The sequence below is a fragment of the Meiothermus ruber DSM 1279 genome, from assembly GCF_000024425.1.
Taxonomy (GTDB): Bacteria; Deinococcota; Deinococci; order Deinococcales; family Thermaceae; genus Meiothermus; species Meiothermus ruber.
Map to the genome: position 1 here is coordinate 307,530 of NC_013946.1, position 26,442 is coordinate 333,971.

Sequence of the window (26,442 nt, forward strand, 5' to 3'; positions counted from 1 at the left end):
CGCCAGCGCACGCCTACACCTGTGCTCCGAAGTATGTTTTCGGGCAAGCTTGGAAAAAAGAAGTGAACCGCGCTAAAGGAGCACAAGAATGAAGGTCTTGCTGCTGGCCGGTGGCCCCCCCGGCGAACACGAGGTCTCGCTCTCCTCGGCGCGGGGGGTGCTGGCGGCCATGCCCCACCCCACCGAACTGGTAGTGATCGCCAAAGATGGCAGGTGGCTGCTGGGGGAGGACGCGTACGAAGCCCTGCGGGCCGGCGTGGCTGAGCAGGGCACCCACCCCTTCCCGCCCCCCGTTCCCTGGCAACACTACGACGTGGTCTTTCCGCTGCTGCACGGCCCCCTGGGCGAGGATGGGGTGATCCAGGGGTTTTTACAGCTCCTGCGGCGGCCCTATGTGGGGGCGGGCGTGGCCAGCTCGGCGCTGTGCATGGACAAGGACCTCTGCAAGCGGGTGCTGCGCCAGGCCGGTATCCCGGTGGTGCCCTGGGTGACCCTGTACAAAGGCGAACCAACACCCCAGCCCCCCTTCCCCCCGCCCTACTTTGTAAAGCCGGCCAACACCGGCTCCTCGGTGGGCATCTCCAAGGTCAAGGCCGACCAGGACGCAACCCGAGCGCTGGCTGAGGCTTTCGCCTGGGACGATAAAGTGCTGGTGGAGCAGGGCATCGAGGGGGTGCGGGAGCTCGAGGTGGCCCTTTTGGGCAACATTCATGCCGAGGCCAGCGTGGTGGGTGAGATTACCTACCAGTCCGAGTTCTACGACTACGAGACCAAATACACCGAGGGCAAAGCCCAGCTTCACCTGCCCGCCCCCATCCCCCCCGAACTCTCGGACGAGATTCGCGCCACCGCCCTCGAGGCCTACCGCATCCTGGGCGTGCGCGGGATGGCCCGGGTAGACTTTTTCCTTTCGCCCCAGGGGGAGCTTTATCTCAACGAGTTCAACACCATCCCTGGCTTCACCCCCACCAGCATGTACCCCAAGCTCTGGCAGGCCACCGGCCTGGCCTACCCCGACCTGCTCGACCGGCTGGTGCGGCTGGCCCTCGAGCGCTGAGCCAGGCAACACAACAGCCGCTCCTGGCTCACGCATGGGGCACTTCAATACCGATAGGACGTACGCAGTTGGGTGAAGGATGTGGATGGGATTGGCCAGGTAACTTCACGCCAATTCGGAAAAGAACCTGACACCCGGTAGAAATAAGGGACGGGAGGCTGCTCATACGACATTACCCGTCCCTACTGGGGATTGCAGCAGCCGTGCGCGCCCTGCTCCTGCCCAGACACACAAGGACGTAAGCCCTGCTATAGCAATGAAGCTATTCGCATGGGCATCAGGTGCCCGCACCCTCCACCTTCTGCGCACGCGAAGGGAAGCCACTTCCCCAGGTGATTCGGGCCGCTCTGCTCAACCCCGCCCCCTGTCTTCCCATGGATTCCAGGAAGCTGCCCACCGCCGCCCTGGCGCGGGCCAGACTCCCCGGTAGCATCGGTCGCGACCACGCCAACCGTCCATACTTTTACGGGCTGCGCTTGCACGCGCCGGTGGATGAGCAGGGCTTTTGGCGACGGGCGCTGCTGGCTTTGGCCCACGCGCATGATGGGGTGGAGGTATCGGGTGGTCACGGGGGACAGGGGCTATCGGAGCTGGGCGCTCAAGGCACAGGTGGCCTGGCGGAAGGAGTGCTTTTTGCGAGGGCATCGGCTGGTCGGAGTGGTGCTTCTGGGCTATGGCCTCCTCAGGTTGATGGAGCGCGACCCCACCTGGCGCCTTCTGGTGGGGCAGTTCAGAGAAATTTGGCTTTTCCGAATTGGGGTTTATTTTTAGAAAGTTTTTAGTCTGAATTCCTACCCTGAGCGCGATGAAATTGGTTCGCCAGGTGGATAGCACCGACTGTGGGCCGGCCTGCCTGGCCATGGTGTTGGGGTACTGGGGCCGGAAGGAACCGCTGTACCGGCTACGGACATTAGCCGGTACCACCCAGTCGGGCACCTCGATGCTGGGCTTGGTGCGTGCTGGTAGGCAGCTCGGCCTCGAGGTTCGGGCGCTGGAAGCGGATCTGGAAGGGCTCCGAACCCTAAGAACCCCCCTGGTGCTGCACTGGGAGCACAACCACTACGTGGTTCTGGTTCGCCTCACCCCGCGCAAGGTTCAGATTGCCGATCCCGCGGTGGGGTTGCGTTGGATTGGGCTTGGGGAACTGCAAAAGAAGTGGACGGGCAAGCTGTTGTGGCTCAAGCCGGAGCCTGCCTTCGAACGGGGCAACTTTGTGAGCAAGAGAGGACTCAAGGGCTTCCTGGCCCACCTGGCACATTTTCGCGGCACGGGTGGGGTGCTGCTGGAGCTCACCCTGGCCACCATCGCCCTGAGCCTGCTGGGCTTGGGTGGGCCTGTCTTGAGCCAACTGGTCTTCGATCGGGTGCTGACCTTCCGTGAGGAGAGTCTGCTGCCTTATCTGCTGGTGGCGATTTTCGCCCTGACCTTTTTCCAGACCTTGCTGGCGAGCCTGCGGGCACACCTAGCCACCCAACTCTCGATGCGCCTCAACTACCGGCTCAAACTAAGCTACCTGCACCACCTGCTGCGTTTGCCGCTGCGGACGCTCGAGGCCCGGCTGCCTGGCGACCTGCTCTCGCGGTTCGGCGATCTGGGCCAGGTTGAAAGCATCCTGCGCAACCTGTTGGTGGGATTGCCCTCGACCCTACTCACCCTGGTGTTGAGTTTTGTGTTGCTTTTCACCTACAACCCCAAACTGGCCTGGGTGGCGCTTCTGGTGGTTCCCATTCATCTGGTGTATCTGCTCTGGCTGGCCCCGCGTTTGCGCGAGAACAGTCTCCAGAGCCTGCGCAAAGGTGCCGAGGTAGATAGCTACGTGCTGGGGAGTCTGGAAGGGGTGACGGCCCTCAAGGCCTTGCGGGGAGAGGGATGGGCGCTGAGCCGAGGCCGAGACCAGATTGCCGGCCTGAACGACATTCTCTGGCAGGGATTTCTGCTCTCCAACTGGGGTGGGGCTTTGGTGGCCTTGCTGGGCGGGCTATTTAGCCTATTTTTGCTGTGGTATGGCGCCGGACTGGTCTTGCGCCTCGAGCTCACCGTGGGCCAGTTGGTGGCCGCCTACGGTTTGGTGCAGGGGGTCACGGCGGCCCTGGGTAGCCTTAGTGGCACTGTAATGGCCATTCAGCAAGGTATTGTGGCCTCCGACCGCCTGGCCGAGGTGGTCGAACTCGAGCCCGAACAGGAACAAAAGAACGCCGTGTTGCGCCCCCTCGAGCGGGCAATTGCCCTCGAGCATCTCTGCTTTAGCTACCTGCCCGAGCGCCCCCTGCTCAAAGACCTGTGCCTGGAACTGCCCAAAGGGAGCTACACCGCGATTGTAGGGCCCAACGGGGCGGGAAAGAGCACCCTGGGGGGTTTGTTGGCGCGGATGCTCGAGCCCCAATCGGGGCGTATTAGCTGGGATGGGCGCGACCTGGCCGAGCTTTCCCCCGATGCGGTACGGGAGCGGGTGGCGTATTTGCGCCAGGAGGTGCCCCTGTTCTACGCGACCCTGCGTGAAAATCTGAGCCTGGGACACCCCCTGCCGGAGGAAAGACTTTGGCGGGTTCTGGAGCTGGTGGGCCTCATGCCTGCGGTACGGCGCTTACCCGAGGGGCTCGACACCGTGGTGGGTGGCGAGAGCCTCTACCGCTTCAGCAGCGGCGAGCGGCAACTGCTGGGGGTGGCCCGCGCCCTCCTAAGCCCTGCCGACCTGCTAATTCTGGACGAGCCCACCGCCACCCTCGACCCCGATAAGGAGCGCCAAATTGTCGCCCTGCTCCGGGCTTTTAAGGGTGAGCGTACCCTGCTGGTGATCACCCACCGGCCTGCCCTGCTCGAGCCCGCCGATCAAGTCTTCGCGTTGCAGGATGGGGTTCTGAAGCCCGTCGAACCGGTGTTGCAGGGGGTGTAAGCAATGAGCCAGGGCCGCCTCGAGTGGGAACTCCCGCCTGCCCGCAAAAGCCGCTGGGTGCTGTGGCTGCTGCTCCTAATTCTGGGCATCCTGGTGGTGGGGGCTTGGCTAACACCGGTGCAGGTGTATGCCCTTGCGTCGGGCGCACTGGAACCCAGGGGCCAGGTGCTGCGGGTACTGGCTCCTTCCGGCGGACGGCTCGTCTATGTAGGCGTACAGCCCGGCCAGCTCGTGCAAAAAGGACAGCGGCTTTACACCCTGGATGGCCTGGGCAGCAGCCCGGAGGAGGCCCGCTTGCAGCTTCAGACCGCTATGGCCCAGGCCGAAGAAGCCGTGCGAACCCTGGCCCAGGTACGCGAACAGCTCGCGCAGCGTCGGCGCATCGCGCAAATCCAGACCAGCCTTTATCAGGTAGGGGCCATCGCGCGTGTGGAGTACCTCGAGGCCCTGGAAAACCTGCGCCAAGCCGAGGCTGCTGTCAGGGTGGCCGAGGCCAGGGTTAGCACCCTGCGAGCCCAGGCCCAGGCCCTCAAAAGCCGCCGAAACATTCACCTAAACAGCCCGGCGACCGGACGCATACTCACGCTCTCGAGCCACCGGGCGGGCGAGCCGGTGATGGCGGGGCAGGTGCTGGCCGAGGTACTCCCCCAGGACGTACCGCTGGTTTTCAGGGCCTACCTGCCCGAGCGGGAACGGCCCAAACTGCGTGCAAAAGCCGAGGCCGAGGTGGCCTGGAACGCCTTCCCACGCCAGCGTTTTGGCACCAGCCGCGGTACGGTTGAGCGCATATCCCCCAGCACAGTGGTTTACAACAACCAAGCCGTATACGAGGTAGAGATTTCGCTGCCCTCGCTAACGCTCTCCAGCGCCGAGGGCACCCGGCAGGTTGTTCCGGGTATGTTGGGCGAGGCGCGGATTGTTGCGGCAAGGCGCAGCGCGTTGAGCTTGCTCTGGGACTGGGTACGGGGGGTGAACCCGTGGGGATGATCCGGGTATTGAGCGGCTCGAGGCTGATTCAGGAAAGCCTGACCCTGGCCTTAGGTAACCTGCTCCTCCGCCGTGCGGTGGTGCTGGTAGCCGACTACCCCCTGGGCAGCGCCCTGGCCTTGCTTCCAGGCGTACAGGGGCCTTGCGTGGTCAAGACTGCCTCGGACTCGCCTTACTACCTTTCCGATCTGGTTGCACTGGGCCCTGCTGGCCTGGTACTGGAGGGTGCGGGTCTAGACTTCCTCAGGTGGACACTGCAGCAGGTTTCGGAGGGGCAAAGGGTCTTGCCCAGGCTTGGGGAGGTTGGTCTTACACGAAAGGAACGCGCCGTACTGCGGCTGCTGGTGGGTGGTGTTTGCAACGATGCGATATCTGCCCATCTCGGCATCAGTCCGCGTCGCACGGCCAACCTGGTTAGCACCGTCAAGCGGGCTCTGGGTGCCGAGACCCGCGCCGATGTGGTACTGCGCTACTTTGGTCTGGCCCCTGAACCAATCATTAAGGCGACCCTTCAAAAAACCGGTAACTTTTCACTCCCGCACGAGGTCGAAACTGCCTAGATTTGGAGGTGTCAAGAAAGGAGGTGAGCCCGATGAAACTTCGAGAGCTCGAGGCTGAAGAGATGGAGCAGGTGGTGGGCGGTGCGATTGAACCCAGCGCATGGCTGAAACTGATAACCCAGCTTCCCACGCTGCCGGAGCCATGGCCTCGCAGGGGGATTGTTCCTCCCCCCAGGCAGCTGGCGGAGCGGGAGTAGCGGCAAAAAGCACGAAACAATGATCGTGGCATAAGAAAGGTGGATATGATGAAAATAAAAGAACTTAGTGTGCGGGAAACGGCAGGGATGTTTGGGGGAGCACCCGGAGACGGATGTGTTGGAGTGGGTCTAAGAATCTGCTATGACAAAGATGGCAATAGCACTCTAAAAATCGATTTACCTTTCTGGCAGCATGAGTTTTCCCTGCAAACTCGCCAGGATAAAATTGACGTCCATAACGAAAATCAGTGGGCTAGGGGAGAGTTCATTCGTAAGTACATGGACGACGGTGGGGAAGCATATAACAAAAATACCGCCGTTCCAGGTACTTGGTGGGGAGAAAGATAGTTGATAAAGGTGGGGGGTTGGCTTGAAGCTAATCCCCCAGTTAGTTTTTTATGAGTCTCCGTCGAGCAACCAAATCAATAATACTTCTGCCTCACATGCTTGCGGTGTTTGGAAGCCTTGCATCTGTACTTTCGTTCATCGTTAGTACGGACAATGATCTAGGGAGATCTATAGCTATAGCCATTAGCTCAATGTTGGCATTTGTAGGCTACTATCTCCCTGCAAGGGACGAGACACCAGCATTACCTGAGTTGATACTTGCATTTGGAGTAATTACTGTCTTATTGCACTTGATTATGCCACCAACTGTTTTGAGTGCGCTAGCTCAAGTTCTCTGTATGATTTTTCTTGCACTCATGTCAAATAGAGTCAAGCTTTTTTTTCTGATCAAGCCGAAGCTTTCAGTTGTTTTTTTGTTCTTACCAATCTCCATGTTTGGAAGCTCATTCTTAATGATGAATCATTGGATAGCATATAACATTTTGAAACCGCACTACCTGGAATACTCTGGAAAAGCAAAAACTAGTCATCAATTCGAAATCCGTGGAAGTATGGTTGTGGCCAATACTTGGGAAGAAATGTTGCGGTTAGGTACATACCTGTCAGGCGTAACAAACCCGTATTTGTCCGGACTGCTTTGGGCATCGGGACATTCGCTTCCAGAAGCAAGTAGGGCTGGTAAGACTGGCGTAGACGTTCCAAATGGCAATGAAGATATATTCAAGATATGGGTTGGACTGGCCTTTTTGTGTGAGACAACGATTTATGGTGCCATACTGTTGTTTATCTTGAAGCTGACCGGCTCATTCTGGAATGTCTTACTGATACACATGATGACCAACCTTTTTGGCTTTTCTATTACTGTTGGTCCTGAGTTGCTAGGCATATTATTGAGTGGAACATTTCTTGCCTTGGGTGGTGCCTGGCTTGTCTTTCAGTTGAGGTACTTAGGAGCCAGATTTTCACAGACAGGGCCTCGATTCGGCTAGCTAGGTAAGGTTTGTTACCTTTGACGAAACTCCCTCCGATAATGTATTTCGCTACTTTGGCCTAACCGCCATCCTTCGGACTCGGCAACTTTTTACTTCTGCACGAGGTCGAAACCGCCTAGAGAGGCGATCCGGCGGGTGTATCCCCTGGCCGGGTGGCAGCGGTGCGTGGTACACCTGGTGCGTTCCGGCCTTTCTCAGGTTCGAACGCGGGACAGGGCCCTGCTGGCCCAGGACTTGAGGGGGGTTTACATGGCGGAGAGCCGACAAGAGGCGTTGCGAACCCTGGAGGGGCTCAAGGCGGTGTGGGGTGGTAGGTAGCCTTCCTTGGTGGCTGCCTGGTGGGAGAGCTCTGGAGCTATGGCCTTATTTGCGGAGCACAAGTTTCCGGGCGAAGGGGCGGCGTACAAGCTTTTGTACCTAGAGTCAGAACGCCAGGGAGGGAGGTGGTTCGAACGGCGGCTGAAGTGCTTTGCCGAGGTTGGGGAGGTGCTGGAGAGGATGCTACAGGAACGGTATGCCCCTCGTACACAGACGCTTACACATAAATCTTGACACGATCAGCGCAATGGTACTATGGAGAAGTCATTCGGGCACATGGTAATGATGGAAGCGGGGTTTTTTCAACAAACACAGCTCCATCTGGCGCAGTAGAGGGTTATAGATAAAGTGATACTAGGTGGGCTTGGTAAATATAGCCCACCTAGTAACAACTTACCCCAATATTCTTGGATGATAAGATGGATATAGTTTTATACGGCATTTTGTCATTGCTGGATATCTAGGCTGGCTGGTTTGTTGGTCAGACTCCTTAGAAGATTTGCCGAAACCTAAAAGTTTCTTTCAACTCGGAAGTTTGGCCAATTTTTTACTTGTAGCCGTCTCTTTTTTTGTGATGGGTCAAACCACAATATTTGCGGTGTCAGTAAATGCTAACCTCTACTCAGAGGTATCTCCGCCATTAGCCCTACCCGTTTTGGACATGAATCGTTCCGCTAGTATTTTGGAGCTTACCCTCCGATTTCTAAAACTTCTCCTATTTGAAGATATGCCAAGAATAGGCATATATTTATTGGCACTTTATGTTAGTACCAAGTTTTTCTCCCCAAGTACTTCGGTATTTATTTCTTTGGTTCTATCCTCATTCTGCTTTGCTTTGATACACGGGTTTGATCTATCCCTAACCATTCAAGCCGCATTCGTTGGGGCCATTCTCACTTTAGTAGGTCTAAGATATGGGGTGGCTATGTCTGCTTTCTTGCACGTAGCGCTAAATCATTTCAAAATCGGCGTGTTTTTCCCTGGATTTGCTGCTGGCACTAACATTTTCTTAGGTATATTTTTGAATTCGACTTGGGTATATGTTTTATGGAGTTCTTTGTTTTGGCCAAAACTAAGGAGGGAGTAAATATGCGCTTTGGCCCAGCCCTTGTGTTCGTACTACTTTTTTGGGTGTGTCCAGCGCTAGCTATCACATCTCAAGCTAAAAGCTACGAATGGGGGTTTTCCAGAACGAAAAAGATGAGGTGATGCAGGACGCTCTGGTCTGGCTGCGAAACCAGCCCGCCTGCCAGGATACTCGACCTTAATGATTTCTTTAACTGTTTTGTGCAAGAAATTTCTTTGATTCTTTTTTTACAAAAATGGTAAACAATGAAAACGGCGGTAAGCTACCGGATGTTATCGCTGTACCGCAAGTGCTAGCTAACAACAAATTTTCTCGGGCATATTGAGTTGATTTAGGGATGTGATCTCAATGTCCGTTCTGAGCCCCAGCGCCCTCGAGCTTCTCGCGACCGCCCCGGCAGTGGTGGTGGCCCCGGTGGGTATCGGCTTCGCCCAGACCGATCTAGAGGCTTGGGCGCACAAAACCAGACGCCGCATCTTGCGCGACCCCGCCGAGTTTTCCGGTCTGGCACCTACTCTAATTTTGCCCCAACGACGCTCCGACTTGGAGCGCCTGAACTCGAGCGACCCTCGAGACTTTCTTTTTCTCCGTGAATCCGATCTACTCTTCAGCCACGACGAATGGCAGCAGGCCGTGAGCACGCAGCAAACCTACGCCGAGACCGGCGGCTGGCCCGAGGCACTGGCTCTGTTGCAGCGAATCGTCCTACAGCCTGGTGAGTCGTTGGTGCGACATCCCCTTTGTGTGGCTCGGCTGGGGTCGCTGCTACCCAAGGATATTCCTCGCGAAATTCTAGCCAAAGCGGCCCAAAGCCCACTTTTAATTCCCGAACTGTACGGGCTGCTAGGTCTAGATGACACATCCGTTGCTGAACTCTACGACCGGGGCCTGCTTTATGCCCAGGGTTCCGGTTTGGCCATGCCCAAGCTGTTGCGGCTCTACCTACGGGGTTCTATTCCTGCCGAAGTGGCCCGGTTCATCGAGATAACATTGTTGGCCAGTGGTCATGTGACGGCTGTCCTGGAGTTGCTGGCCGAGCAGGGTGAATGGGAACGGTACCTGCGGCTCTTGACTGAGACGTTTTCGACCGCTCTTGGCAACGCCTATCTGCGCGAGTGGCTGGCTCTGGTTCCACCAAAGTACCGAGATTTGCCTGTCTATCGTTATCTGGCTACCTATCTGGCTCGCTTCGCGGGCCATACCACACTCATGGAAAAAGAGCTGGTGGAGTTGTTGCCCTTGGCCGATGACCACCTTCGCCCCTTTGTGCTTAACGCTTATGGAGTTTCTCTGGGCATGCAAGCCAGGTATGAAGAGGCCATCGAAAAGTTTCGTGAGTGCCTCGAATCCAACAGTTCCAGGGTAGAAGGGATCACTGGAAAGGTTTTTCATAACCTGGGGGTGGCGTTTTTTCATCTCGGAAAATTAGCACAGGCCCAAGATGCGCTTTTGCGTGCAGCAAGCATTTATCGCCAACTTGGGCTATTTGATCAAGAAGCCATTTCCCTGGCAACCTTGGCTCCGGTGGAGCTTTGCCTGGGTAATCCGCGGGAAGCGATTTCGCTCGTCGAGCGTGCCCTACCCTACATGAATAAGCTGGCAGCCGAGAGCTATCTCACAGCCGAAAACTTGGCCAAGGCCTGGATAATGTGCGGCGATATTTCAAATGCGGAAAGGCACCTTCTCGAGCTACCCGAACCAAAAAGAGATCTTCGCAGCCATTTGGTCACCAAGAAACGCTTGGGCGAGGTGTATTTATGGAAGGGGCGGTATGCAGAGGCAAAACAGTTGGTTGAGGAGGTTTTGTATAGCAACTTCAAGGATCAGGAAGTCCTGGACGACGTGCATTTACTGTTGAGCCGTATTGCTTTTCTGGAAGGCAAAACCGAGCAGGCTCGAGCCCATCTGAATAAGGTGGTGCGGAGTGTTCATGCCATCACCGAGTCGGCCTGGCAAGGCCTGATCAACCTCGACACAGCCATCGCCGAGCTACGTCGGCTAGGGATGAAGTTCGATTTAGCCCGACTTCTGCTTCGCAAGGGCGATTTGGCTTCTTTACGAGAGGCGCTGGAGCTTAGTCGTACATACCAGTATGGCTTGCTCTTGCATCACCCACATTATGCTCACCTTTGGCGGCCTCTGGTGTTGGCCGATAAGGGTGCGCGAAGCGTTTTCCCGTTGCAGATAGGTACTTTCGGTTCTTTTGAGGCCAGGTTATTGGGTACAAAGCTTGACTTAAGCCGGTTCAAGACCCGCAAATCTGCGGTGTTGCTTACATATATGGCCCTTCATCCCAGTGCACACAACCGGGATAAACTGGCCGAGCTGTTTTGGAGCGATGTCTCCAATCCGCTGGCCTCCCTCAACACCGCCGTCTCCGAGCTTAGAAAACTGTTCGACGCGCCGATCATGGAGGGTAATAAGGGCCAGGTATGGCTGGCTTTCCCGGTTCAAACCGACCTGGCGGACTTTACTAAGAGCACCGAACCATTCCTGAAACAGCCCTTGCTCGATCCAAACCAAATTGGCCGCCTCGAGGCCCAACTAGCCCGCTTTGATGCACCTTGGCTTCCAGACTTTCCGGATTGGTTCGATGAAGAGCGCACGTTTGTGGAACACCGGAAGGCCAAACTTTGGCGATTACTGGCCGATTTTTATGCCACTCGTGCTCCGCATAAGGCGGTTGCTGCCTATCAACGAGTGACCTGCCTCGAGCCCTTCAACGCCGAGGCTTGGGCCGGCCTGATGGAGCTTTACAACACACTTGGCGAAAAAAGCCTTGCTGAACAGGCTCAGGCAGCTATGCATAGGGCTATGCGGGAGCTCTTTCCATTTGAACCGATCTTGTGTAACCAAAAATAGAGCCTGCAATCGGTTTGTAAGAAACCCCTGTATGTGCTATCTGGATCCGCCTATGTGGAATAAAGAGGGGGTCTGTTGTAGGAGCTACCCGCCCAGCAGTTGCCGGTAGAGGGCCAGGTACTCGCGGGCCGGCCCATCCCAGGAAAAATCCTGCTGCATGGCCCGTTTAGCTACCGCCTCCCGGTCGGGGTGCTTGAGAAACTCGTGCACCCCGTGCAGGATGCCCCCGGCGTCCATGGCGTCGAACATGAAGCCGGTTTCCCAGTGCTTTACGGTGTCCAGCAGGCCGCCCACGGCCCGCACGATGGGCGGGGTTCCGTAGCGCATGGCGATGAGCTGGGCCAGCCCGCAGGGCTCGAAGCGCGAAGGCATTAGGAATCCGTCGGAGCCGGCATAGATGCGGTGGGCCAGGGGTTCGTTGTAGCCCTGCACGTAGGCCAGGCGGCCCTTGAGGTGCGCGGCCATCCAGGCGAAGGTGCGCTCGAGGTGGGGGTCTCCGCTGCCCAGCACCACCAGGTTGACCCCCAGGCCCATCAGGCCGTCCACCGCATCGGCAATCAAATCAATCCCTTTCTGATGGGCAAAACGCGAGACCACCCCCAGGGTGGGGCGGTCTTCCAGGCCCAGCTCCGAGAGCAGCAGGGCCCGGTTGCGGGTCTTGCCCGAGAGGTCGCTGGCGCTGTAGTGGTGCTCCAGGTAAGGGTCGGTGGCGGGGTTCCAGTACGCGGTGTCGAGGCCGTTCAGGATGCCCCGCAGCTTCCACTGCTGGGCCCGCAGCACCCCATCGAGGCCTTCGCCCCCTTCGGGGGTGGTGATCTCCCAGGCGTAGCGGGGCGAGACCGTGGTCACGGCATCGGCGTTCACAATCCCGGCTTTCATCAGGTTGATCGAGCCGTGGTGCTCGAGGCCCGCCCCGTAGTAGGTCTCACCCGGCAGGCGCGTCCAGGCGTAGAAGTCCTGCGAACCCCAGACCCCCTGGTAGGCCAGGTTGTGGATGGTGTAGACCGTGCGGCCCCTGAACCAGCCCAGGTTGCGCAGCAGCGGCAGCAGGGCGGCCTGCCAGTCATGGGTGTGCACGAGATCAAAATCGCGCAGCAGCTCGGCGGTAGCCATGGCGAAGCGCACGAAGCGGCGGAAGTCGTCGTCGTAGCCGTAGGGCTTGTCGCGGGCAAAATCCCCCAGCCCCACCAGCACGTAGCGCACCCCGCCGTGCTCGGCGTGGCCGATCCCAATCTTCTCGCGCTGGCCTTCGAAGTTGAACCAGGCCTCGCCCACGTAGTAGCCCTGGATGCCCCAGTACCAGGGGATGAAGATGGTGGGTTCGAGGCCCTGCTTTTTCAGGGCCTGGGGCAGGCTTCCAATCACATCGGCCAGCCCCCCCACCTTGGCAAAGGGGAAGGCTTCGGAGGCAACAAAGGCAACTTTCATAGAGGTAAAGGCAGTTTACCCCTTTGGCTGGGTTTGTTCACGCCAGACCCCCTCCGGCAGCCAGAGGCCCGAGACGCTTCGCATGGCCTCTAGGCTGGGGTAGGTATACACCCAGACCGCGCAGGGTTGCGGGGCCTGCTGGCTCAGGTAGGCCGTGGCGGAGATGCGCCGGTACTCGCGGCCTTCGTCCTCGAGTTCGTCGAGCAGCTCGAGCGCGTGCGCTAGATCGGCAAACCACTGCACCTCGCCCCAGACCCGCCCCTCCCCCCGCACCACCCCCGGGTAGGCATAGGGGCGCACCTCGCTTCTGGGAATATGAAAAAGCCTGAAACCTTCTATGTAGGCCTCGGCTGAGCGCAGCCAACCGGCCGCTTTCGAGACCTGGAAGTTGCGCTCGCCCTGCTTGAGGGTGCCATAGACAAAAACCGCTTCTGGAGCATTCATCTTCAGCCAAGCATACCGGCCAGTGACTGCCTATGGTTGAGAAGTTTGCTGCACCAATTACCGCCCCAGCAACAGCACCACCACCGGATACTCCGCCTCGGGTAGCGCAAGGAGCTTGCGCACCTCTTCGTCGTAGAAGGTGGCAGCCGGGTAGGCTTGCAACCCCAGGGCGGTGGCGGCCACCATCACCTCGCCCACGGCGTAGCCCACCTCCAGCAGCGCATAGCGGAAGCCGCGCAGCCCGAAGACGGCCTCGGAGCGCTCCGGCACGGCGCTAAACACCACCAGGGCGGCCGAGGTCTCCACCGCTTCCAGATCCATCAGGGCGGCCCGCCAGCTTTGGGGGTCGAAGCGGCTGGAAAGCTGTTCTAGCTGGTGCTGCTTGGCGGCGTAGTGGTAGATGCCCTGGAAGGTGTCCTGCAGGCGTTGCACGGCCAGGTAGACCTCGAGCGGATACGCACCCCCCGCCGAGGGATACCCCCGCCCCTCCCGGCGCACCGCCAGCGGGGCCAGCACCTGCGAAAGCTCGGCCTGGGTGATGGAGGAGCCCACCTTAGGGGTGGTGGGCGCCACCCTCGAGAGCACCCGCCACACCGCCGGGCCCCCGTCGCGGGCCGGCTCTGCAAGCTCAACCGACTCCAGCGGGTTGGCATAGACCTTGGCCGCTGGGGCCCGCCCGCCCGGCAGCTCGTCTCCGGGGAAAATGCGCGTTAGGCGGTAAAAAACCTTGCCGGGGTGCTTGTCCATAAAGGCCGATGGCCGATAGCCGACAGTGTACAGCAGAGCTCTTGAGGCTACAGGCTACCAGCTTCGGGCTAAAATCTGTAGCTCTTGGGCACCACCACGATCCCTTCCGGGGTGACGGTGAAGCCCCGAGCCCGGTCGGCCTCGAGGTCGTAGCCAATCTCGGTGTGGGGCGGAATAATCACGTTTTTGTCCACAATGGTGTTGCGCAGCTTGGCATAGCGCCCCACCTCCACCTCGTCGAAGAGCACGCTGCGCTCGACCAGGGCATAGGAATTGATGCGGGTTCGACGGAAGATCACCGACTCGCGGATGGTGCCGCCGGAGATAATGCAGCCCCCGGCAATCAGGCTATTGAAAGCCTGCCCGGTGCGGGCCCCGGCCTCGTGCACAAACTTGGCCGGTGGCGAGTTAAAGTTGGCCGCCCGCAGGGGCCATTCGGGGTTGTATAGGTCGAACTCCGGGGTGACCTGGATCAGATCCATGCTGGCCTCAAAGTAGGCATCAATAGTGCCCACGTCGCGCCAGTAGGTGTTGGGGCCGCTCTGACCGGGGATGGGGTTGCGCTTGAAGTCGTAGACCTGGATGCGATAACCCTCGCTCAGGGCGCGGGGGATTACGTCCTTGCCGAAGTCGTGCGAGGAGTTGGGGTCTTTGGCGTCGTGCTCGAGCTTCTCCACCAGGGCTTCGGTGCGGAAGATGTAGTTGCCCATCGAGACCAGGGCCAGATCGGGCTTGCCAGGGATGGGGGTGGGGTTTTTGGGTTTTTCCTGAAAGCCCACCATGCGCCACTGGTCGTCCACCTGCAGCACCCCAAAACGGCTGGCCTGCTCGATGGGCACGGGGTAGGCCGCGATGGTGAGGTCGGCCTTGTGGTCGTTGTGGTAGTCCAGCATGTGGGCGATGTTCATCTTGAAGATGTGGTCGCCCCCGAAAATTGCCACGTGCTCGGGTTTATGGTTGTTGATGAGGTGTAAGTTCTGGTAGATGGCGTCGGCGGTGCCGCGGTACCAGACCGGCCCCAGCTCCTCGTAGCGGTACATCTGGGCCGGCACCAGCAGAATGAAAGCATCCTCCAGGAAGCCCCCAAACCGCCAGTGTCGCTGCACGTGTTCGGTGAGGGACTGGGCTTTGAACTGGGTGAGTACATAAATCCCATAGATTCCCGAGTTCAGGAAGTTGTTGAGCACAAAGTCGATGATGCGGTAGCGGGCCCCGAAGGGCACCGAGGGTTTGGCGCGCTTGGCCGTGAGAGGGAAGAGCCTTGAACCCTGACCCCCCGCGAGAATCATCCCCAAAACTCGCATAGACATGACGAAGTTGCCTCCTTTGCCAACAGCATAACAGGCCTTGGGTTGTGCTAAAAGCCTGGGGTAGGCGTCCGCCCTGGCTCAGGTTATTGGCGAGCGGGCTGTGGGTATACTTTTGCAGCATGAGGCTTTCTTACGAGGCGCTCGAGTGGCGCACCCCCATCGAAAATTCCGCCGAACCGGTCTCCCTACCACCACCCCCGCCTTTTTTTGGTCAGGAGCGGGCACGAGAGGCACTGGAGCTGGCGCTTCGGGGAGGGTTCCACGCCTACCTGGTGGGGCCCTCCAGCCTGGGCAAGCACGAGGCCCTGCTGGCGTACCTGAGCACCCAGAGCGTGGAAACCCCGCCCGACCTGCTGTACGTGCCCCTCTCGGAGCGCAAGGTGGCGGTGCTGACCCTGCCCAGCGGGCAGGAAATTCACCTGGCCGAGGCGGTGGAGGGCCTCTTGCTGGAGGTCAACCGGCTGGACGAGCTGTTCCGTCAGGGCTCTTTTCTGCGGGAAAAAACCCAGCTCGAGGCCCGCTTCAAAGCGGCCCGTGAACAGCAACTGGCTGCGCTACAACAGGAGGCCCAGGAAGCCGGCTTTGCCCTTTCGGTCAACGGTGAGCGGCTGGAGCTTACCGGCCCCGGCCCGGTGCCCGCCGAGCTCAGCGCCCGGCTGGAGGAGGTTACCCTGGGCAGCCTGGCTGCTTCCGCCGAGCTCGAGGTCGCCCTCCGGCGGTTGCGCCGCGACTGGGCCCTGCACTACCTTAATAACCGCTTTGAACCGCTGTTTCAGCGCTTCCCCCAGGCCAGAACCTACCTCGAGGCCCTGCGGGCCCGCCTGGCCCGCTACGCCGAGACCGGCGAGCCCCTCGACCCGGCCCAGTGGCGGCCCAACCTGCTCACCTCCTCCAGCAGCGGCACCCCGCCCCCCATCGTCTACGAACCCTACGCCACGGCCCCCCGGCTTTTTGGACGGCTGGACTACCTGGTGGATCGGGGGGTGTGGAGCACCAATGTCAGCCTGATCCGCCCCGGCGCGGTGCACCGCGCCCAGGGGGGGTATCTGATCCTGGATGCCCTGAGCCTCAAGCGCGAGGGCACCTGGGAGGCCTTCAAGCGGGCCTTGCGCAACGGCCAGGTTGAGCCGGTGACCGAGCCCCAGGCCCCGGCGGGCCTCGAGGTAGAACCCTTTCCCATCCAGATGCAGGTGATGCTGGTGGGCACCCCCGAGGCCTTCGAGGCGCTGGAGGAAGACCCGGCCTTCAGCGAGCTGTTCCGCATCCGGGTGGAGTTCTCGCCCACCCTGCCAGCCAGCCCTGAAAACCGCGCGGCCCTGGGGGGGTGGCTCCAGACCCAGGGCTTCCAGCTCACCCAGGGCGGCCTCACCCGGCTTTACGACGAGGCCCGGCGCAGCGCCGAGCAGCGCGACCGCATGGATGCCCGCCTGGTGGAGATTCGGGCCCTGGCCGAGGAGGCCGCCGTTCTGGGGGAGGGCCTTGTCAGCGCCGAGTCCGTGGAAAGGGCCATTGCAGCCCGTGAACACCGGAGCTTTCTCTCCGAGGAGGAGTTTTTGCGGGCGGTGCGGGAGGGGGTTATTAGCCTGCGCACGACTGGAAAAGCGGTGGGCGAGGTCAACAGCCTGGTGGTGGTCGAGGCCGCGCCCTACTGGGGCCGCCCGGCCCGCCTGACCGCTCGAGCCGCCCCCGGCCGCGATCACCTGGTTTCCATCGATCGTGAGGCGGGTCTGGGCGGGCAGATTTTCCACAAAGCGGTGCTGACCCTGGCGGGTTATCTGCGCAGCCGCTACACCGAGCACGGCTCTCTGCCGGTGACGATCAGCCTGGCCTTCGAGCAAAATTACGTCTCCATCGAAGGCGACTCGGCTGGGCTGGCCGAGCTGGTGGCAGCGCTCTCGGCCATCGGCAACTTTCCCCTGCGGCAGGACCTGGCCGTGACCGGTGCGGTAGACCAGACCGGCAAGGTGCTGGCGGTGGGGGCCATCAACGCCAAGGTGGAGGGCTTCTTCCGGGTCTGCAAAACGCTGGGGCTGAGCGGAACCCAGGGGGTGATCCTGCCCCAAGCCAACCTCGCCAACCTGACCCTGCGGGCCGAGGTGCTCGAGGCCATCCGGGCCGGGCAGTTCCACATCTACGCGGTCGAGACGGCTGAACAGGCCCTCGAGCTACTGGCCGACGCGCGTATGGAGGGTTACCGGGGTTTGCAGGACAAGATTCGGGCCGGCCTGGAGGCTTTTGCCAAGCTCGAGGAGGGCCAAGACAAAGAAGACAAAGAAAATAGCCAGTAACCCGGCTACCACAGTTTGCCATTGGCTCTTTGCATATCATGCAGCTATGCGCTGGTGGGTGATGGGTCTGGTTCTGTGGGGCAGCCTGGCTTTAGCCCAGGATACCCAGGCCTTTGCTGTGCGCTTCGAGCAGGCCTGGCGGCTGGTCAAGGAGCGCTACTACGACACCAGCTTCAAAGGGCTGAATTGGGAGGCTATAGGCCATGCTTACCGGCAGCGGCTGGGCGAGGTGCGCGACTGGGACGGGCTATACCGCCTGCTGGACGAGATGTACGGTGAACTGCGCGATGACCACTCGAGGGTCTTGAGCCCTGCCGAGGCCCGACGTCTGCTGAGCGGTGCCCAGTGCCTGCCCCTGCCCTTCAAAGACCAGGATCTGCTCCCCAACGCCACCCCATCCAACCCTAACACTCCCAGCCCCCGGCCCGCTCAGCCGGCGAACCCTGTTTCACCCCCTTCCCAGCCGTCCCGAACCCCCTACGTAACACCCCAGGTGCGCTTTACCGATGGGGTGGTCATCGTGCGGCTGAACAACCTGGTGGACGCGGTGGGCCCGAGCGCTTTGCAGGAGGCCATCCGCCGCTATGAGGCCAGGGCCCGGGGCTACGTGCTGGATCTGCGGGGCAACCCTGGCGGGCTGGCCCTGCGCATGGCTGAGGTGGCAGGCATCTTTATGCGGGGTGTGCCCTGGCGCATTGTGAGCCGGGGCCTGGGGGGCATTCCGCTGCCCACCACCCCCTTCCTGGGCCGCCCTCAGACACAAAAACCCCTGGTGGTGCTGATAGATGGCAACGTGCACTCCGCCGCCGAAGGGCTGGCCGGGGCCCTAAAAAATGCAGGACGGGCCTACCTGATCGGCACCCGCAGCGCTGGTAACACCGAGGCCCTCACCCCCTACTGCTTCCCCGATGGCGGGGTGGCCCTGGTGGCGGGCGGCGTGCTGGCCCCATTCTCCGGCCCCACCTGGGAAGGGCGCGGGGTGGAACCCGACCTGGTAGAAGAAAACCCCGACAAGCAGCTCGAGGCGGCCCTGCGCTATATCCTGCACCAGCGATAGCGGTTCACTAATTGGATTCTGAAGTCCGGGAGGTGCGGGTAGTAGCTGGCTGGGCTTTATGATGAACACCAAACAAGAAACGACTGACCGCGCTGCGCTGCACCAACTCGCTTAACAACACGGTCACCACCAGCGAACCTGTCAGCAGCAGAGCATACAACCAGCCCACAGGCAGGGCCAGCTTGAGCACGAAATACCCCAGCACCACGATGACGGTCTGATGCCAGATATAAAACGGATAAACCCAGTGGCGGGCCCTGTCCAGGAATCCCGAAGACTTATTGAGAAAGCGGTGTGCATAGGCCAGAATGGCAAATATAAGGCTTAGAGCGGCCAGATCTCTTAGCGACCAGTAAACCTCATGATAGGGAAGTAGTTCGCTAGAGACAAACAAATTGCGATGCAGGACAGAAGAGTAAAAATAAGCTTTTAGCAGAATAAGACCCAGGCCAGCCAGAAGAAATTGGCGGCGTTGCCCAAAAATAGCCTGCAGCAAGCTAGGCCGCAGATATAGTGCAAAGCCCAGGACAAATAGCTCGAAGTAGAAGCCGAGGTTGGCCAGGTCTTCGGCCAGGCCCGGATGAGAACCCAAGCCCAGAGGGAGCAAAGCCCCCAGTGTGGCGGGTGTGATAACCAGCAACCAGATCCGCCAAGGGGCGGCCTGAAACCAGGTCTCGAGCCGGGCCAGAAAACCCAGCCCCAGGGGACTGCGCAGATACAAAAAAACCGGCAAGGCCAGCAGCGAAAAGTAAAACAGATACAAAAGGAACCACAGATGTTCTGTGTGCAAATTGAAAAACAAGAAGGAGCCATCCCCCCACCACGGGCCGATGAGAAACTGTCCGTAGCTGCCTTCGAAATGCTGGGGGTTGCTGGAGTCCAATGAAAGCCGCCGAATGTACTGCTGGGGCGGTACGATGAGCAAAACCCCCATGACCAAAGGGATGATCAGCCGCTTGAAGCGGTCGGTCGCATAAGCGATGGCGGAAGCCTTGCGTAGTGCGAAAACAGTTGCGGCACCGGATACAAAGAAAAGCAGGGGTAGGCGCACTGTGGTAAGGGCTTCGTTAAAGTAGGTGAGCCATCTAATTTCCGGGCCTTTGATGATCCATGGCCAGCCATCAAAAGGGCGCCCGGCATGAAAGACCAGCCCCAGAAATACCGCCAGCAAGCGCAGCCAGTCTAGGTAGTGAATGCGTTTTTCCATATGTCGCCTCTCTTGTGCTGGTGACATTGCAGGGAGCTCTTATGATGAGAGCTTCCTCGCAAGCCAGACCAAACTGATGGCTTCAGCCAGCCGGTGGGGCTGTTGTTGCATCTGGGCAGGGGAGTAGGTATGAGCAAGGTTCAGGTTGGGGGTCAGCACCTCACGCAGTACAGGTTCAGCGGCTTGTATTTGCTCTTGCAAGTGGCTTCCCAGGCCCGTGGCCAGCCAGCTTTGAGTGACGTCGAAGCCCCGCTTGTAGCGAGCGGTACGAATAGAATCGGGGATTTTGCCCTGTGCCATCTGGCGCAAAGCCCACTTGCCATAGCCGTGCCGCAGTTTGAGGTGTACCGGCAGGGCCAGGCCCAGTTCGAGCACCCGGTAGTCCAGGAAAGGAAGGCGGCTCTCGATGCTGTGGCCCATGGAGTTGCGATCCTCATAGCGTAGCAGGGTGGGCAGGCTGTACCGGGTGACATCGAGCATCTGCCGCAACCAGGGGGCCTGACGATGGTCTGTGCCAAGCGCCAGCCGCACCGAAGGCAGCCGCAAATTTCCTTGAGCTGGCCCGCCGAAGTAGCGCTGGCGGTTCTGCCAGAACAGGCCCAGCTTGTACAGCTCTGCGCTCAGGAGCCGGGCCAGTCCCAGAGCAAAGCCCGCTAGCTCGAGGTACTGCTTCTGGGCAAGCAGGTAACGGAGCTGAAACAGGAAAAACTTACGGTAGCCCATAAAGCCCTCGTCGCCCCCCTGCCCACCCAGCAGTACCTTGTAACCTTCGCTGCGGGCTGCCTTGTAGACAAAGTTCTGGGCCAGGATGCTGAGGGTGGGGAAAGGGGCGTCCTGTGCGGCCAGGGTTTTTTCGAAGGCTTGTACAAGGTGCTCTTTGGAAAGCTCGGGCCAGACAAAATGCACATCAATGCCAGCTTTTTGTGCCAGTTCCCGGGCCAGGGGGCCCTCGGAACGGGGGGCCTGGGGGTGGCCGTAGCAGAAGCCCACCACCCGCTCGTGCTGCTGTGCGGCCAAAGCTGCTACCAGCGAAGAGTCCAGCCCGCCCGAAAGCGAGACGGCCAGCGGCACATCGGAGCGCAGCCGCAGTTGAACGGCGCTGTGTAAGGTGGTCTCGAGCTCCTCCAGTAAGGCTTTTTCGTCCATGCCCCTAAGTGCTTGTATTTTCTGCTCGACCCGGCTTTTTAGGTCGTAGTAGGGCTGGGGCTCAATGCTGGGCTGGCTAAGCTGCACACAGGCGTGGTGTCCGGCGGGCAGAGCGTGCAGGCCTGTGTAGGGCGATATATCGCTATCGTCCTCGTAGACGTAGTAAAAAAGTCCCCTGCTGACATATTCCAGGTTGGGGGAGAGGCCAAAGTGCTGGGCCAGGGCCTCGGTAGAGGAAGCAAAGGCCAGCAGGCCATGCTGCAGGCGGTAAAACAGCGGCTTGACGCCAAAGCGGTCGCGCACCAGCCAGAGCTGCCCTGCCTGGGTATCCAGCAAGGCAAAGGCGAACATTCCGATAAAGCGCTCCCAGGCCTGCTTGCCCCAGGCTTTGTAGGCTTCCAGGATGACCTCGGTGTCGCCCTGGGTTTGAAAGCGGTGGCCCAGGGTCTGTAGCTCGGTGCGCAGCTCGAGGTAGTTGTAGATTTCCCCGTTGAACACAATGCAGTAGCGTCTGCTGTGATCCCACAGGGGTTGGTTGGAGTGCTCGGATAGGTCAATGATGCTCAGGCGGTTGTGACCCAGTACCAGCTGGCCGGCAGGCTGGGGTAGCTCCACCACCGCCTGATGATCGGGGCCTCGAGGAAGCTGGCTGTTCACAATTTTACCGACCAGCTTGGTCAGCTCCGGCATGGGCTGGCTGGTTGAGAATGCCCCGGCAATACCGCACATTCAGGCCTCCAGGTGACGGGCGGTGCCCGCTTTATACAGGCGCTGGTACAGCGCCGTAAGTTTGGCGAATTCCACGCCCCAGTTGAGCCGCTCGAGAATCAGCTGTCGCCCGCGCTGTCCCATGGCCTCGGCCTCGGCGGGGTGCTCGAGCAACCAGCGGATGGCCTCGGCAATGGCCTTGGGATCGTTGGGATTGACGAAAAGTCCACAGGATACATCGCCGATCGAGCGCCGCCAGAGCGGGAAATCCGAGGCCACGAAGGGAATCCCGGCCATCATGTACTCGTACAGCTTGGTCGGTTGCGAGACCAAAAAGCTGGGGATGGGATGCAGAACGGCCAGGCCAATGCGACTGCTGGCTAAAAGCTCGAGGGTCTCGGGGCGGTTTTTGTAGCCCAGGAAATCGGTGTAGCGGTAGCCGGGGTGCTGCTCGGCCTCAGCCCGAAGGCCGGGCGGAGCAAAAGCCCCAATCAGGGTTAGGCGAACCTCTGGGTTTTGCAGGTGCTGCATGGCCTCGAGCATCTCGAACAGCCCGCGCACCGCGGTAATGCTTCCGGCGTACAGCACCCGGGCGGGCCGGTTCTGGTAGGACGTGCTGCCCAGGGCGGCAATTTCCTGGGGGTGCGGGAAGTTTTGCAGCAGGATGGTTTTATGGGCCGGAAAACGCGCTGCGATGGGCTCGGTAACCGTCACAATCCCGCTTAGCAGACTGCCAGCCAGGCGCTCCAGCAGCCGCATACTGCTGGCAACCAGGCCGCGCAGGGGCTTGGGAATCCAACGCTTGCTCAGAATGTCGGTGGGCACATCCTCGTGGACATCGTAGACCACTTTTTTGCCCTGCAGGCGCAGCAGCATTCCTACAGGAATCAGCTCGGGGTCATGAAAATGATAGATGTCCCCTCGTTCGGCCAGAGCCTGCTTATATACGGCCCAGACCGTGCCCAGCATACGGCCCAGACGGCCTTTGGTTTTTGTAACCGACCGTACCTGCACCCCCTGCCGCACCTCATCTCCCTCGTGGGGTGCCACCAGCACGACCGGGTAGCCCTCCTGGGCCAGACTCACGCACTCTCGATGAAAAATACGGACATCGAAGGGGGGGTGGGCCGAGGTGAGGTGAACGATCTTGGGCAGGGGTTGTGGCATGGTATTACCTGGCTTGCTCAGTTGAACTGCACGTGGAAAGCACGGGCCCAGGCGATCAGATTGATCCAGCGCCAGACCCTAAAGTCGAAGGGCTTGCGTCCGGCCAGAATGGCCGCGAATTCCTCTTTTACAGCCGTCTGCTGGATGGGGTAGATACGGCCCAGGGTTTCGGAGTCCAGCAGTTGATGAACCCAGGGGGCCAGTTGGTGCAACCAGTGCTGCTCGGGAGTGGCAAACCCCACCTTGTCCTTGCGATCCAGGATGGCCTGGGGCACCAAGCCCTGCATGGCCCGGCGGAATACGGCCTTGGTCTGTCCCTGGGGCGAGAGGATGTGGGCTTCGGGCAGGTTCAGCAGCAGCTCGACGAGCTTGGGGGTGAGGAAGGGCACCCGGCTTTCGATGGAGTGGGCCATGGAGTTGCGGTCTTCGTAGCGCAGGAGCTTGGGCAGGCTGGTCTCGGTCAGGGACTGCAGTAACTCGTGGCGCAGTACCTCCCGTCCGTGGGCGGCGCGGGGCGAGGCGAGCTGTACGTTGCGCTCGGTAAACCAGGTGGTGTTGAGCCAGGGCGGGGCCAGTTCCTGCCCTGCCAGCCGACGGGCCAGGGGCTCGAGGGATGCGGGAATTAAAAAGCCGATCGCGCTTTTCCAGGTGTCCTTGAGGGCGGGCTCGAGCCGGCTTGTGCGCAGAAAGGCCAGGGCCTCGAGCCAGCGCCCCTGCCGCACCAGCGAGGCCAGGCGGGCGCCGCCGTACACCGCGTAGCCAGCCAGCACCTCATCGGCGCCCTGCCCGTCCAGCATCACCTTAATACCGGCTTCCTGGGCCAGGCGAAACACCCGGTACTGGGCGTAGATGCTGGTGGAGCCGAAGGGCTCGCCCTGTACCCGGACAAGCTCGTCGAGGTCGGCGACCAGCTCGGAGGCGCTGGGTTTGACCTTGTGGGCCTGCACCCCTGCGGCCTGGCCCACCAGGTCGGCCCAGGGTTCCTCGGAGACGCCGTTGTCGGCCACGTAGGTAAAGGTGTGCAGCTCGAGGCCCGGCTCGAGGTGGCGCATGGCCGCTACAATGGCCGAGGAGTCTATACCCCCCGAAAGCGCCGCGCCCACCGGTACATCCGAGCGCAGGTGCAGCCGCACGTTCTCCAAAAACTGGGCCCGCACCGCCTCGGCGGCCTCTTCGAAAGAGAGCTCGAGGGGGTTTTGCAAGCGGGGCTGCCAGTAACGCTGGGGCTCGGTGAGCTGCAAATTATTCAGATCCAGCCGCAGGTAGTGCGCGGCCGGAATCTGCCGGATATCCGAGAAGAGCGTCTGGGCTCCGTCGTCGGTCAGGCCAAAGCGCAGGTAGCGGTACAGGCCCTGGGGGTGCACCTGCCGGCCCACCCCCGGCAGCTCCAGCAAGACCGGGATTTCCGAGGCAAAGCCCACACCTTCGGCAAAAGCGCAGTAATACAGCGGCTTGATGCCGAAAAAATCCCGCACCAGGTGCAGGCTTTGTTCCTGGGTGTCCAGCACCGCAAAGGCGAACATGCCCACCAGGCGCTCCAGGCACGCCGTGCCCCAGTGGGCCCAGGCCGCCAGCAGCACCTCGGTATCGGAGTGGGAGCGGAAGCAGTGGCCCAGGGCTTTCAGCTCCTGGCGCAGCTCGAGGTAGTTGTAAATCTCGCCGTTGAACACCAGGTGGTAGCGCCCGTCCGGGCTCGACATGGGCTGCCAGCCCAGCTCGGACAGGTCGAGGATGGACAGCCGCCGGTGCACCAGCAGCACCAAGCCCTGGGCCTCATTCCAGGTCTTGCCCCTGTGGGCCGCAGCGCTGGGACTCCAGGCCAGCCAGCCCTGATCGTCCGGGCCGCGGTGGTGCAGGCCCTCCAGCGCCCGGCCCGCCCAGTTCAGGGCGCCTGGCTTACGTAACGCGAGACCGGCAATGCCACACAAAGGCGCTTCCTCCCTCGATCTAGCCCTGCACCGCGGCGCGAACGGCTTCAATCACGGCCCGCTGGGCTTCTGGTTGCATCTGCGGCCAGATGGGCAGCGAGAGCACCTCGGCGGCGGCCCGCTCGCTTTCGGGCAGGTGCAGTCCCAGGGGCTGGTAGATGGGCAGCCTGTGCAGCGGCACCGGGTAGTAGACCATGGTGCCGATGCCCAGCTCGGCCAGCCGGGCCTGTACGGCATCGCGCCTGTTGCCCAGAATCCGCACGGTGTACTGGTGGAAGACATGCCCGGGGGTCAGGGCCGGGGGGATGAGGCCCTCGAGGCCGGCCAGGCCCTCGTTGTAGCGCTGGGCGATGGCCCGGCGGGCCTGGTTGTAGCGCTCGAGGTGGGGCAGCTTGACCAGCAGGATGGCGGCCTGCAGGGTGTCCAGCCGCGAGTTATACCCCACCACCTCGTTGTGGTACTTCTTGCGCGAGCCGTGGGCCCGCAGCATCCGGGCCTGTTCGGCTACAGCGTCGTCGGCGGTAACCAGCAAACCCCCATCGCCGTAGGCCCCCAGGTTTTTGGAAGGGAAGAAGGAGAAAGCCCCTGCATCGCCCAGGGTTCCGGTAAAGCGGTGCAGGGGTTCGTAGCGGGCACCAAAGGACTGGGCGCAGTCTTCCAGCACCTTCAGGCCGTGCCGCCGGGCGATTTCCAGAATCGGGCCCATGGCCGCGGGGTTCCCGTACAGGTGCACCGGAATGATGGCCCTGGTCTGGGGTGAGATGGCGGCCTCGAGCCCGGCGGGATCCAGGTTGAAGCTCTGGGGGTCAATGTCCACAAACACCGGCCTGGCCCCCAACAGGCTGATGGCCTCGGCGGTGGCGAAAAAGGTAAAGGGGCTGGTGATCACCTCGTCCCCAGGCCCCACCCCCAGCGCCCGCAGGCCGATAACCAGGGCGTCGGTGCCGGAGTTCAGGGCCACGGCGTGTTTGACCCCCAGGTACTGGGCGAGCTGCTGCTCGAGGGCCTGTACTTCCGGCCCCATGATGAACTGGGTCGAGCGCAAGACCCGCTGGATGGCCGCGTTGAGCTCGTCCCACAGCTCGTCTACCTCTGCCTTCAGGTCGAGGATGGGAATCTGGGTTAGGGTGCTCACTTAATCCTCCGTACTTCGAAGGGGCCCACCTTCTGATAGACATGCCCCTGGGAGTCGGTTACGGTGTCGCTCTGGCTGAAGTCGAGCCGGTCGCCGTAGGCGCTCATCCAGCCGATGATGCGGGCCGGAACACCGGCCACGATGGCGTAGGCCGGTACATCTTTGGTAACCACCGCCCCTGCCGCCACAAACGCCCCTTCGTGCAGGGTCACGCCGGTCACGATGGTGGCGTTGGCCCCGATGCTGGCCCCCCGCTTGACCAGGATGCGGCCATAATCGGCGGCGGTGTTGCGGGGGAACTCGCTGCGGGGGGTTAGCACATTGGTAAACACCATGCTGGGGCCGCAGAACACGTAATCTTCCAGAATCACCCCCTCGTAGACCGAGACGTTGTTCTGGATCTTGACCCCGTTGCCAATGATTACGTTGTTGGCCACATAAACGTTTTGCCCCAGGGTGCAGTTTTCCCCGATGACTGCTTTGGCGCTGATATGGCAGAAGTGCCAGATCTTGGTGCCGCGGCCAATCTGGGCGCCTTCATCCACAATGGCGGTTTCGTGCTTGAAGTAGTCCATA

The 26,442-nt window shown here is 60.7% G+C and carries 21 protein-coding genes and 1 pseudogene; 12 read left to right on the plus strand and 10 right to left on the minus strand.

What is annotated here, in order from left to right; all coding sequences use genetic code 11:
• The first annotated feature begins 88 nt into the window (after window positions 1-88).
• The 10 genes and pseudogenes from MRUB_RS01705 to MRUB_RS01740 all read left to right on the plus strand — a co-directional run bounded on the left by MRUB_RS01705 (window position 89) and on the right by MRUB_RS01740 (window position 11,301).
• Complete coding sequence (locus tag MRUB_RS01705) at window positions 89-1,057, plus strand: D-alanine--D-alanine ligase family protein (RefSeq protein ID WP_013012634.1); 969 nt, start codon at window positions 89-91, stop codon at window positions 1,055-1,057.
• A gap of 561 nt (window positions 1,058-1,618) precedes the next feature.
• Window positions 1,619-1,828, plus strand: coding sequence for a hypothetical protein (locus tag MRUB_RS15975; protein ID WP_013012635.1), 210 nt, complete (start codon window positions 1,619-1,621; stop codon window positions 1,826-1,828).
• Window positions 1,829-1,862: 34 nt separating this feature from the next.
• Window positions 1,863-3,950 carry a peptidase domain-containing ABC transporter gene (locus MRUB_RS01715; protein WP_013012636.1) on the plus strand — a complete coding sequence of 696 codons (2,088 nt, stop codon included), beginning with the start codon at window positions 1,863-1,865 and terminating at the stop codon, window positions 3,948-3,950.
• 3 nt (window positions 3,951-3,953) lie between these two features.
• Window positions 3,954-4,937 (plus strand): efflux RND transporter periplasmic adaptor subunit, encoded by a 984-nt coding sequence (locus tag MRUB_RS01720; RefSeq protein ID WP_013012637.1) that lies wholly within the window; start codon window positions 3,954-3,956, stop codon window positions 4,935-4,937.
• On the plus strand, window positions 4,934-5,497 hold the full coding sequence (locus MRUB_RS01725; RefSeq protein WP_013012638.1) for a helix-turn-helix transcriptional regulator: 564 nt from the start codon (window positions 4,934-4,936) through the stop codon (window positions 5,495-5,497). Before MRUB_RS01720 ends, MRUB_RS01725 begins: the two co-directional genes overlap by 4 nt.
• Before the next feature lie 32 nt (window positions 5,498-5,529).
• Window positions 5,530-5,694 carry a hypothetical protein gene (locus MRUB_RS01730; RefSeq protein ID WP_013012639.1) on the plus strand — a complete coding sequence of 55 codons (165 nt, stop codon included), beginning with the start codon at window positions 5,530-5,532 and terminating at the stop codon, window positions 5,692-5,694.
• Between the two features lie 48 nt (window positions 5,695-5,742).
• The gene (locus MRUB_RS15715) at window positions 5,743-6,042 is read left to right on the plus strand and encodes a hypothetical protein (protein ID WP_152024864.1); all 300 of its coding nucleotides are present in this window, start codon (window positions 5,743-5,745) and stop codon (window positions 6,040-6,042) included.
• A 95-nt stretch (window positions 6,043-6,137) separates the two neighbouring features.
• A complete protein-coding gene (locus MRUB_RS15720) occupies window positions 6,138-7,031 on the plus strand; it encodes a hypothetical protein (protein WP_152024865.1) in 894 nt (297 codons plus the stop codon).
• 123 nt (window positions 7,032-7,154) lie between these two features.
• Window positions 7,155-7,586 (plus strand): annotated as a pseudogene (locus MRUB_RS15460) (transposase); the annotation flags it as partial.
• A 1,201-nt stretch (window positions 7,587-8,787) separates the two neighbouring features.
• A complete protein-coding gene (locus tag MRUB_RS01740; protein WP_013012641.1) occupies window positions 8,788-11,301 on the plus strand; it encodes a tetratricopeptide repeat protein in 2,514 nt (837 codons plus the stop codon).
• Between the two features lie 84 nt (window positions 11,302-11,385).
• On the opposite strand, the gene MRUB_RS01745 is transcribed toward MRUB_RS01740, so the two are convergent.
• The 4 genes from MRUB_RS01745 to glgC form a co-directional block, all read right to left on the minus strand.
• Window positions 11,386-12,729 carry a glycogen synthase gene (locus tag MRUB_RS01745; protein ID WP_013012642.1) on the minus strand — a complete coding sequence of 448 codons (1,344 nt, stop codon included), beginning with the start codon at window positions 12,727-12,729 and terminating at the stop codon, window positions 11,386-11,388.
• Between the two features lie 15 nt (window positions 12,730-12,744).
• The gene (locus MRUB_RS01750; protein WP_013012643.1) at window positions 12,745-13,173 is read right to left on the minus strand and encodes a gamma-glutamylcyclotransferase family protein; all 429 of its coding nucleotides are present in this window, start codon (window positions 13,171-13,173) and stop codon (window positions 12,745-12,747) included.
• 57 nt (window positions 13,174-13,230) lie between these two features.
• Window positions 13,231-13,920, minus strand: a complete 690-nt coding sequence (locus tag MRUB_RS01755) for a SagB/ThcOx family dehydrogenase (RefSeq protein ID WP_013012644.1) — start codon at window positions 13,918-13,920, stop codon at window positions 13,231-13,233.
• 68 nt (window positions 13,921-13,988) lie between these two features.
• Complete coding sequence (gene glgC, locus MRUB_RS01760) at window positions 13,989-15,230, minus strand: glucose-1-phosphate adenylyltransferase (RefSeq protein ID WP_013012645.1); 1,242 nt, start codon at window positions 15,228-15,230, stop codon at window positions 13,989-13,991.
• A 119-nt stretch (window positions 15,231-15,349) separates the two neighbouring features.
• On the opposite strand from glgC, the gene MRUB_RS01765 reads away from it, so the two are divergent.
• Together MRUB_RS01765 and MRUB_RS01770 are read left to right on the plus strand one after the other, a co-directional pair.
• Window positions 15,350-17,518, plus strand: coding sequence for an AAA family ATPase (locus MRUB_RS01765; protein WP_013012646.1), 2,169 nt, complete (start codon window positions 15,350-15,352; stop codon window positions 17,516-17,518).
• 46 nt (window positions 17,519-17,564) lie between these two features.
• The gene (locus MRUB_RS01770; protein WP_013012647.1) at window positions 17,565-18,575 is read left to right on the plus strand and encodes a S41 family peptidase; all 1,011 of its coding nucleotides are present in this window, start codon (window positions 17,565-17,567) and stop codon (window positions 18,573-18,575) included.
• A 7-nt stretch (window positions 18,576-18,582) separates the two neighbouring features.
• On the opposite strand, the gene MRUB_RS01775 is transcribed toward MRUB_RS01770, so the two are convergent.
• From MRUB_RS01775 to MRUB_RS01800, 6 genes are read right to left on the minus strand one after another with little or no spacing between them, the layout of a single operon-like run.
• The gene (locus MRUB_RS01775; RefSeq protein ID WP_013012648.1) at window positions 18,583-19,782 is read right to left on the minus strand and encodes an acyltransferase family protein; all 1,200 of its coding nucleotides are present in this window, start codon (window positions 19,780-19,782) and stop codon (window positions 18,583-18,585) included.
• A 39-nt stretch (window positions 19,783-19,821) separates the two neighbouring features.
• On the minus strand, window positions 19,822-21,657 hold the full coding sequence (asnB, locus tag MRUB_RS01780) for an asparagine synthase (glutamine-hydrolyzing) (protein WP_013012649.1): 1,836 nt from the start codon (window positions 21,655-21,657) through the stop codon (window positions 19,822-19,824).
• Complete coding sequence (locus tag MRUB_RS01785; RefSeq protein ID WP_013012650.1) at window positions 21,658-22,803, minus strand: glycosyltransferase family 4 protein; 1,146 nt, start codon at window positions 22,801-22,803, stop codon at window positions 21,658-21,660.
• A 17-nt stretch (window positions 22,804-22,820) separates the two neighbouring features.
• The gene (gene asnB, locus MRUB_RS01790) at window positions 22,821-24,731 is read right to left on the minus strand and encodes an asparagine synthase (glutamine-hydrolyzing) (protein ID WP_013012651.1); all 1,911 of its coding nucleotides are present in this window, start codon (window positions 24,729-24,731) and stop codon (window positions 22,821-22,823) included.
• Window positions 24,732-24,750: 19 nt separating this feature from the next.
• The gene (locus tag MRUB_RS01795) at window positions 24,751-25,866 is read right to left on the minus strand and encodes a DegT/DnrJ/EryC1/StrS family aminotransferase (RefSeq protein WP_013012652.1); all 1,116 of its coding nucleotides are present in this window, start codon (window positions 25,864-25,866) and stop codon (window positions 24,751-24,753) included.
• Complete coding sequence (locus tag MRUB_RS01800) at window positions 25,863-26,441, minus strand: acyltransferase (protein WP_013012653.1); 579 nt, start codon at window positions 26,439-26,441, stop codon at window positions 25,863-25,865. Before MRUB_RS01800 ends, MRUB_RS01795 begins: the two co-directional genes overlap by 4 nt.
• Window position 26,442 lies beyond the last annotated feature (1 nt).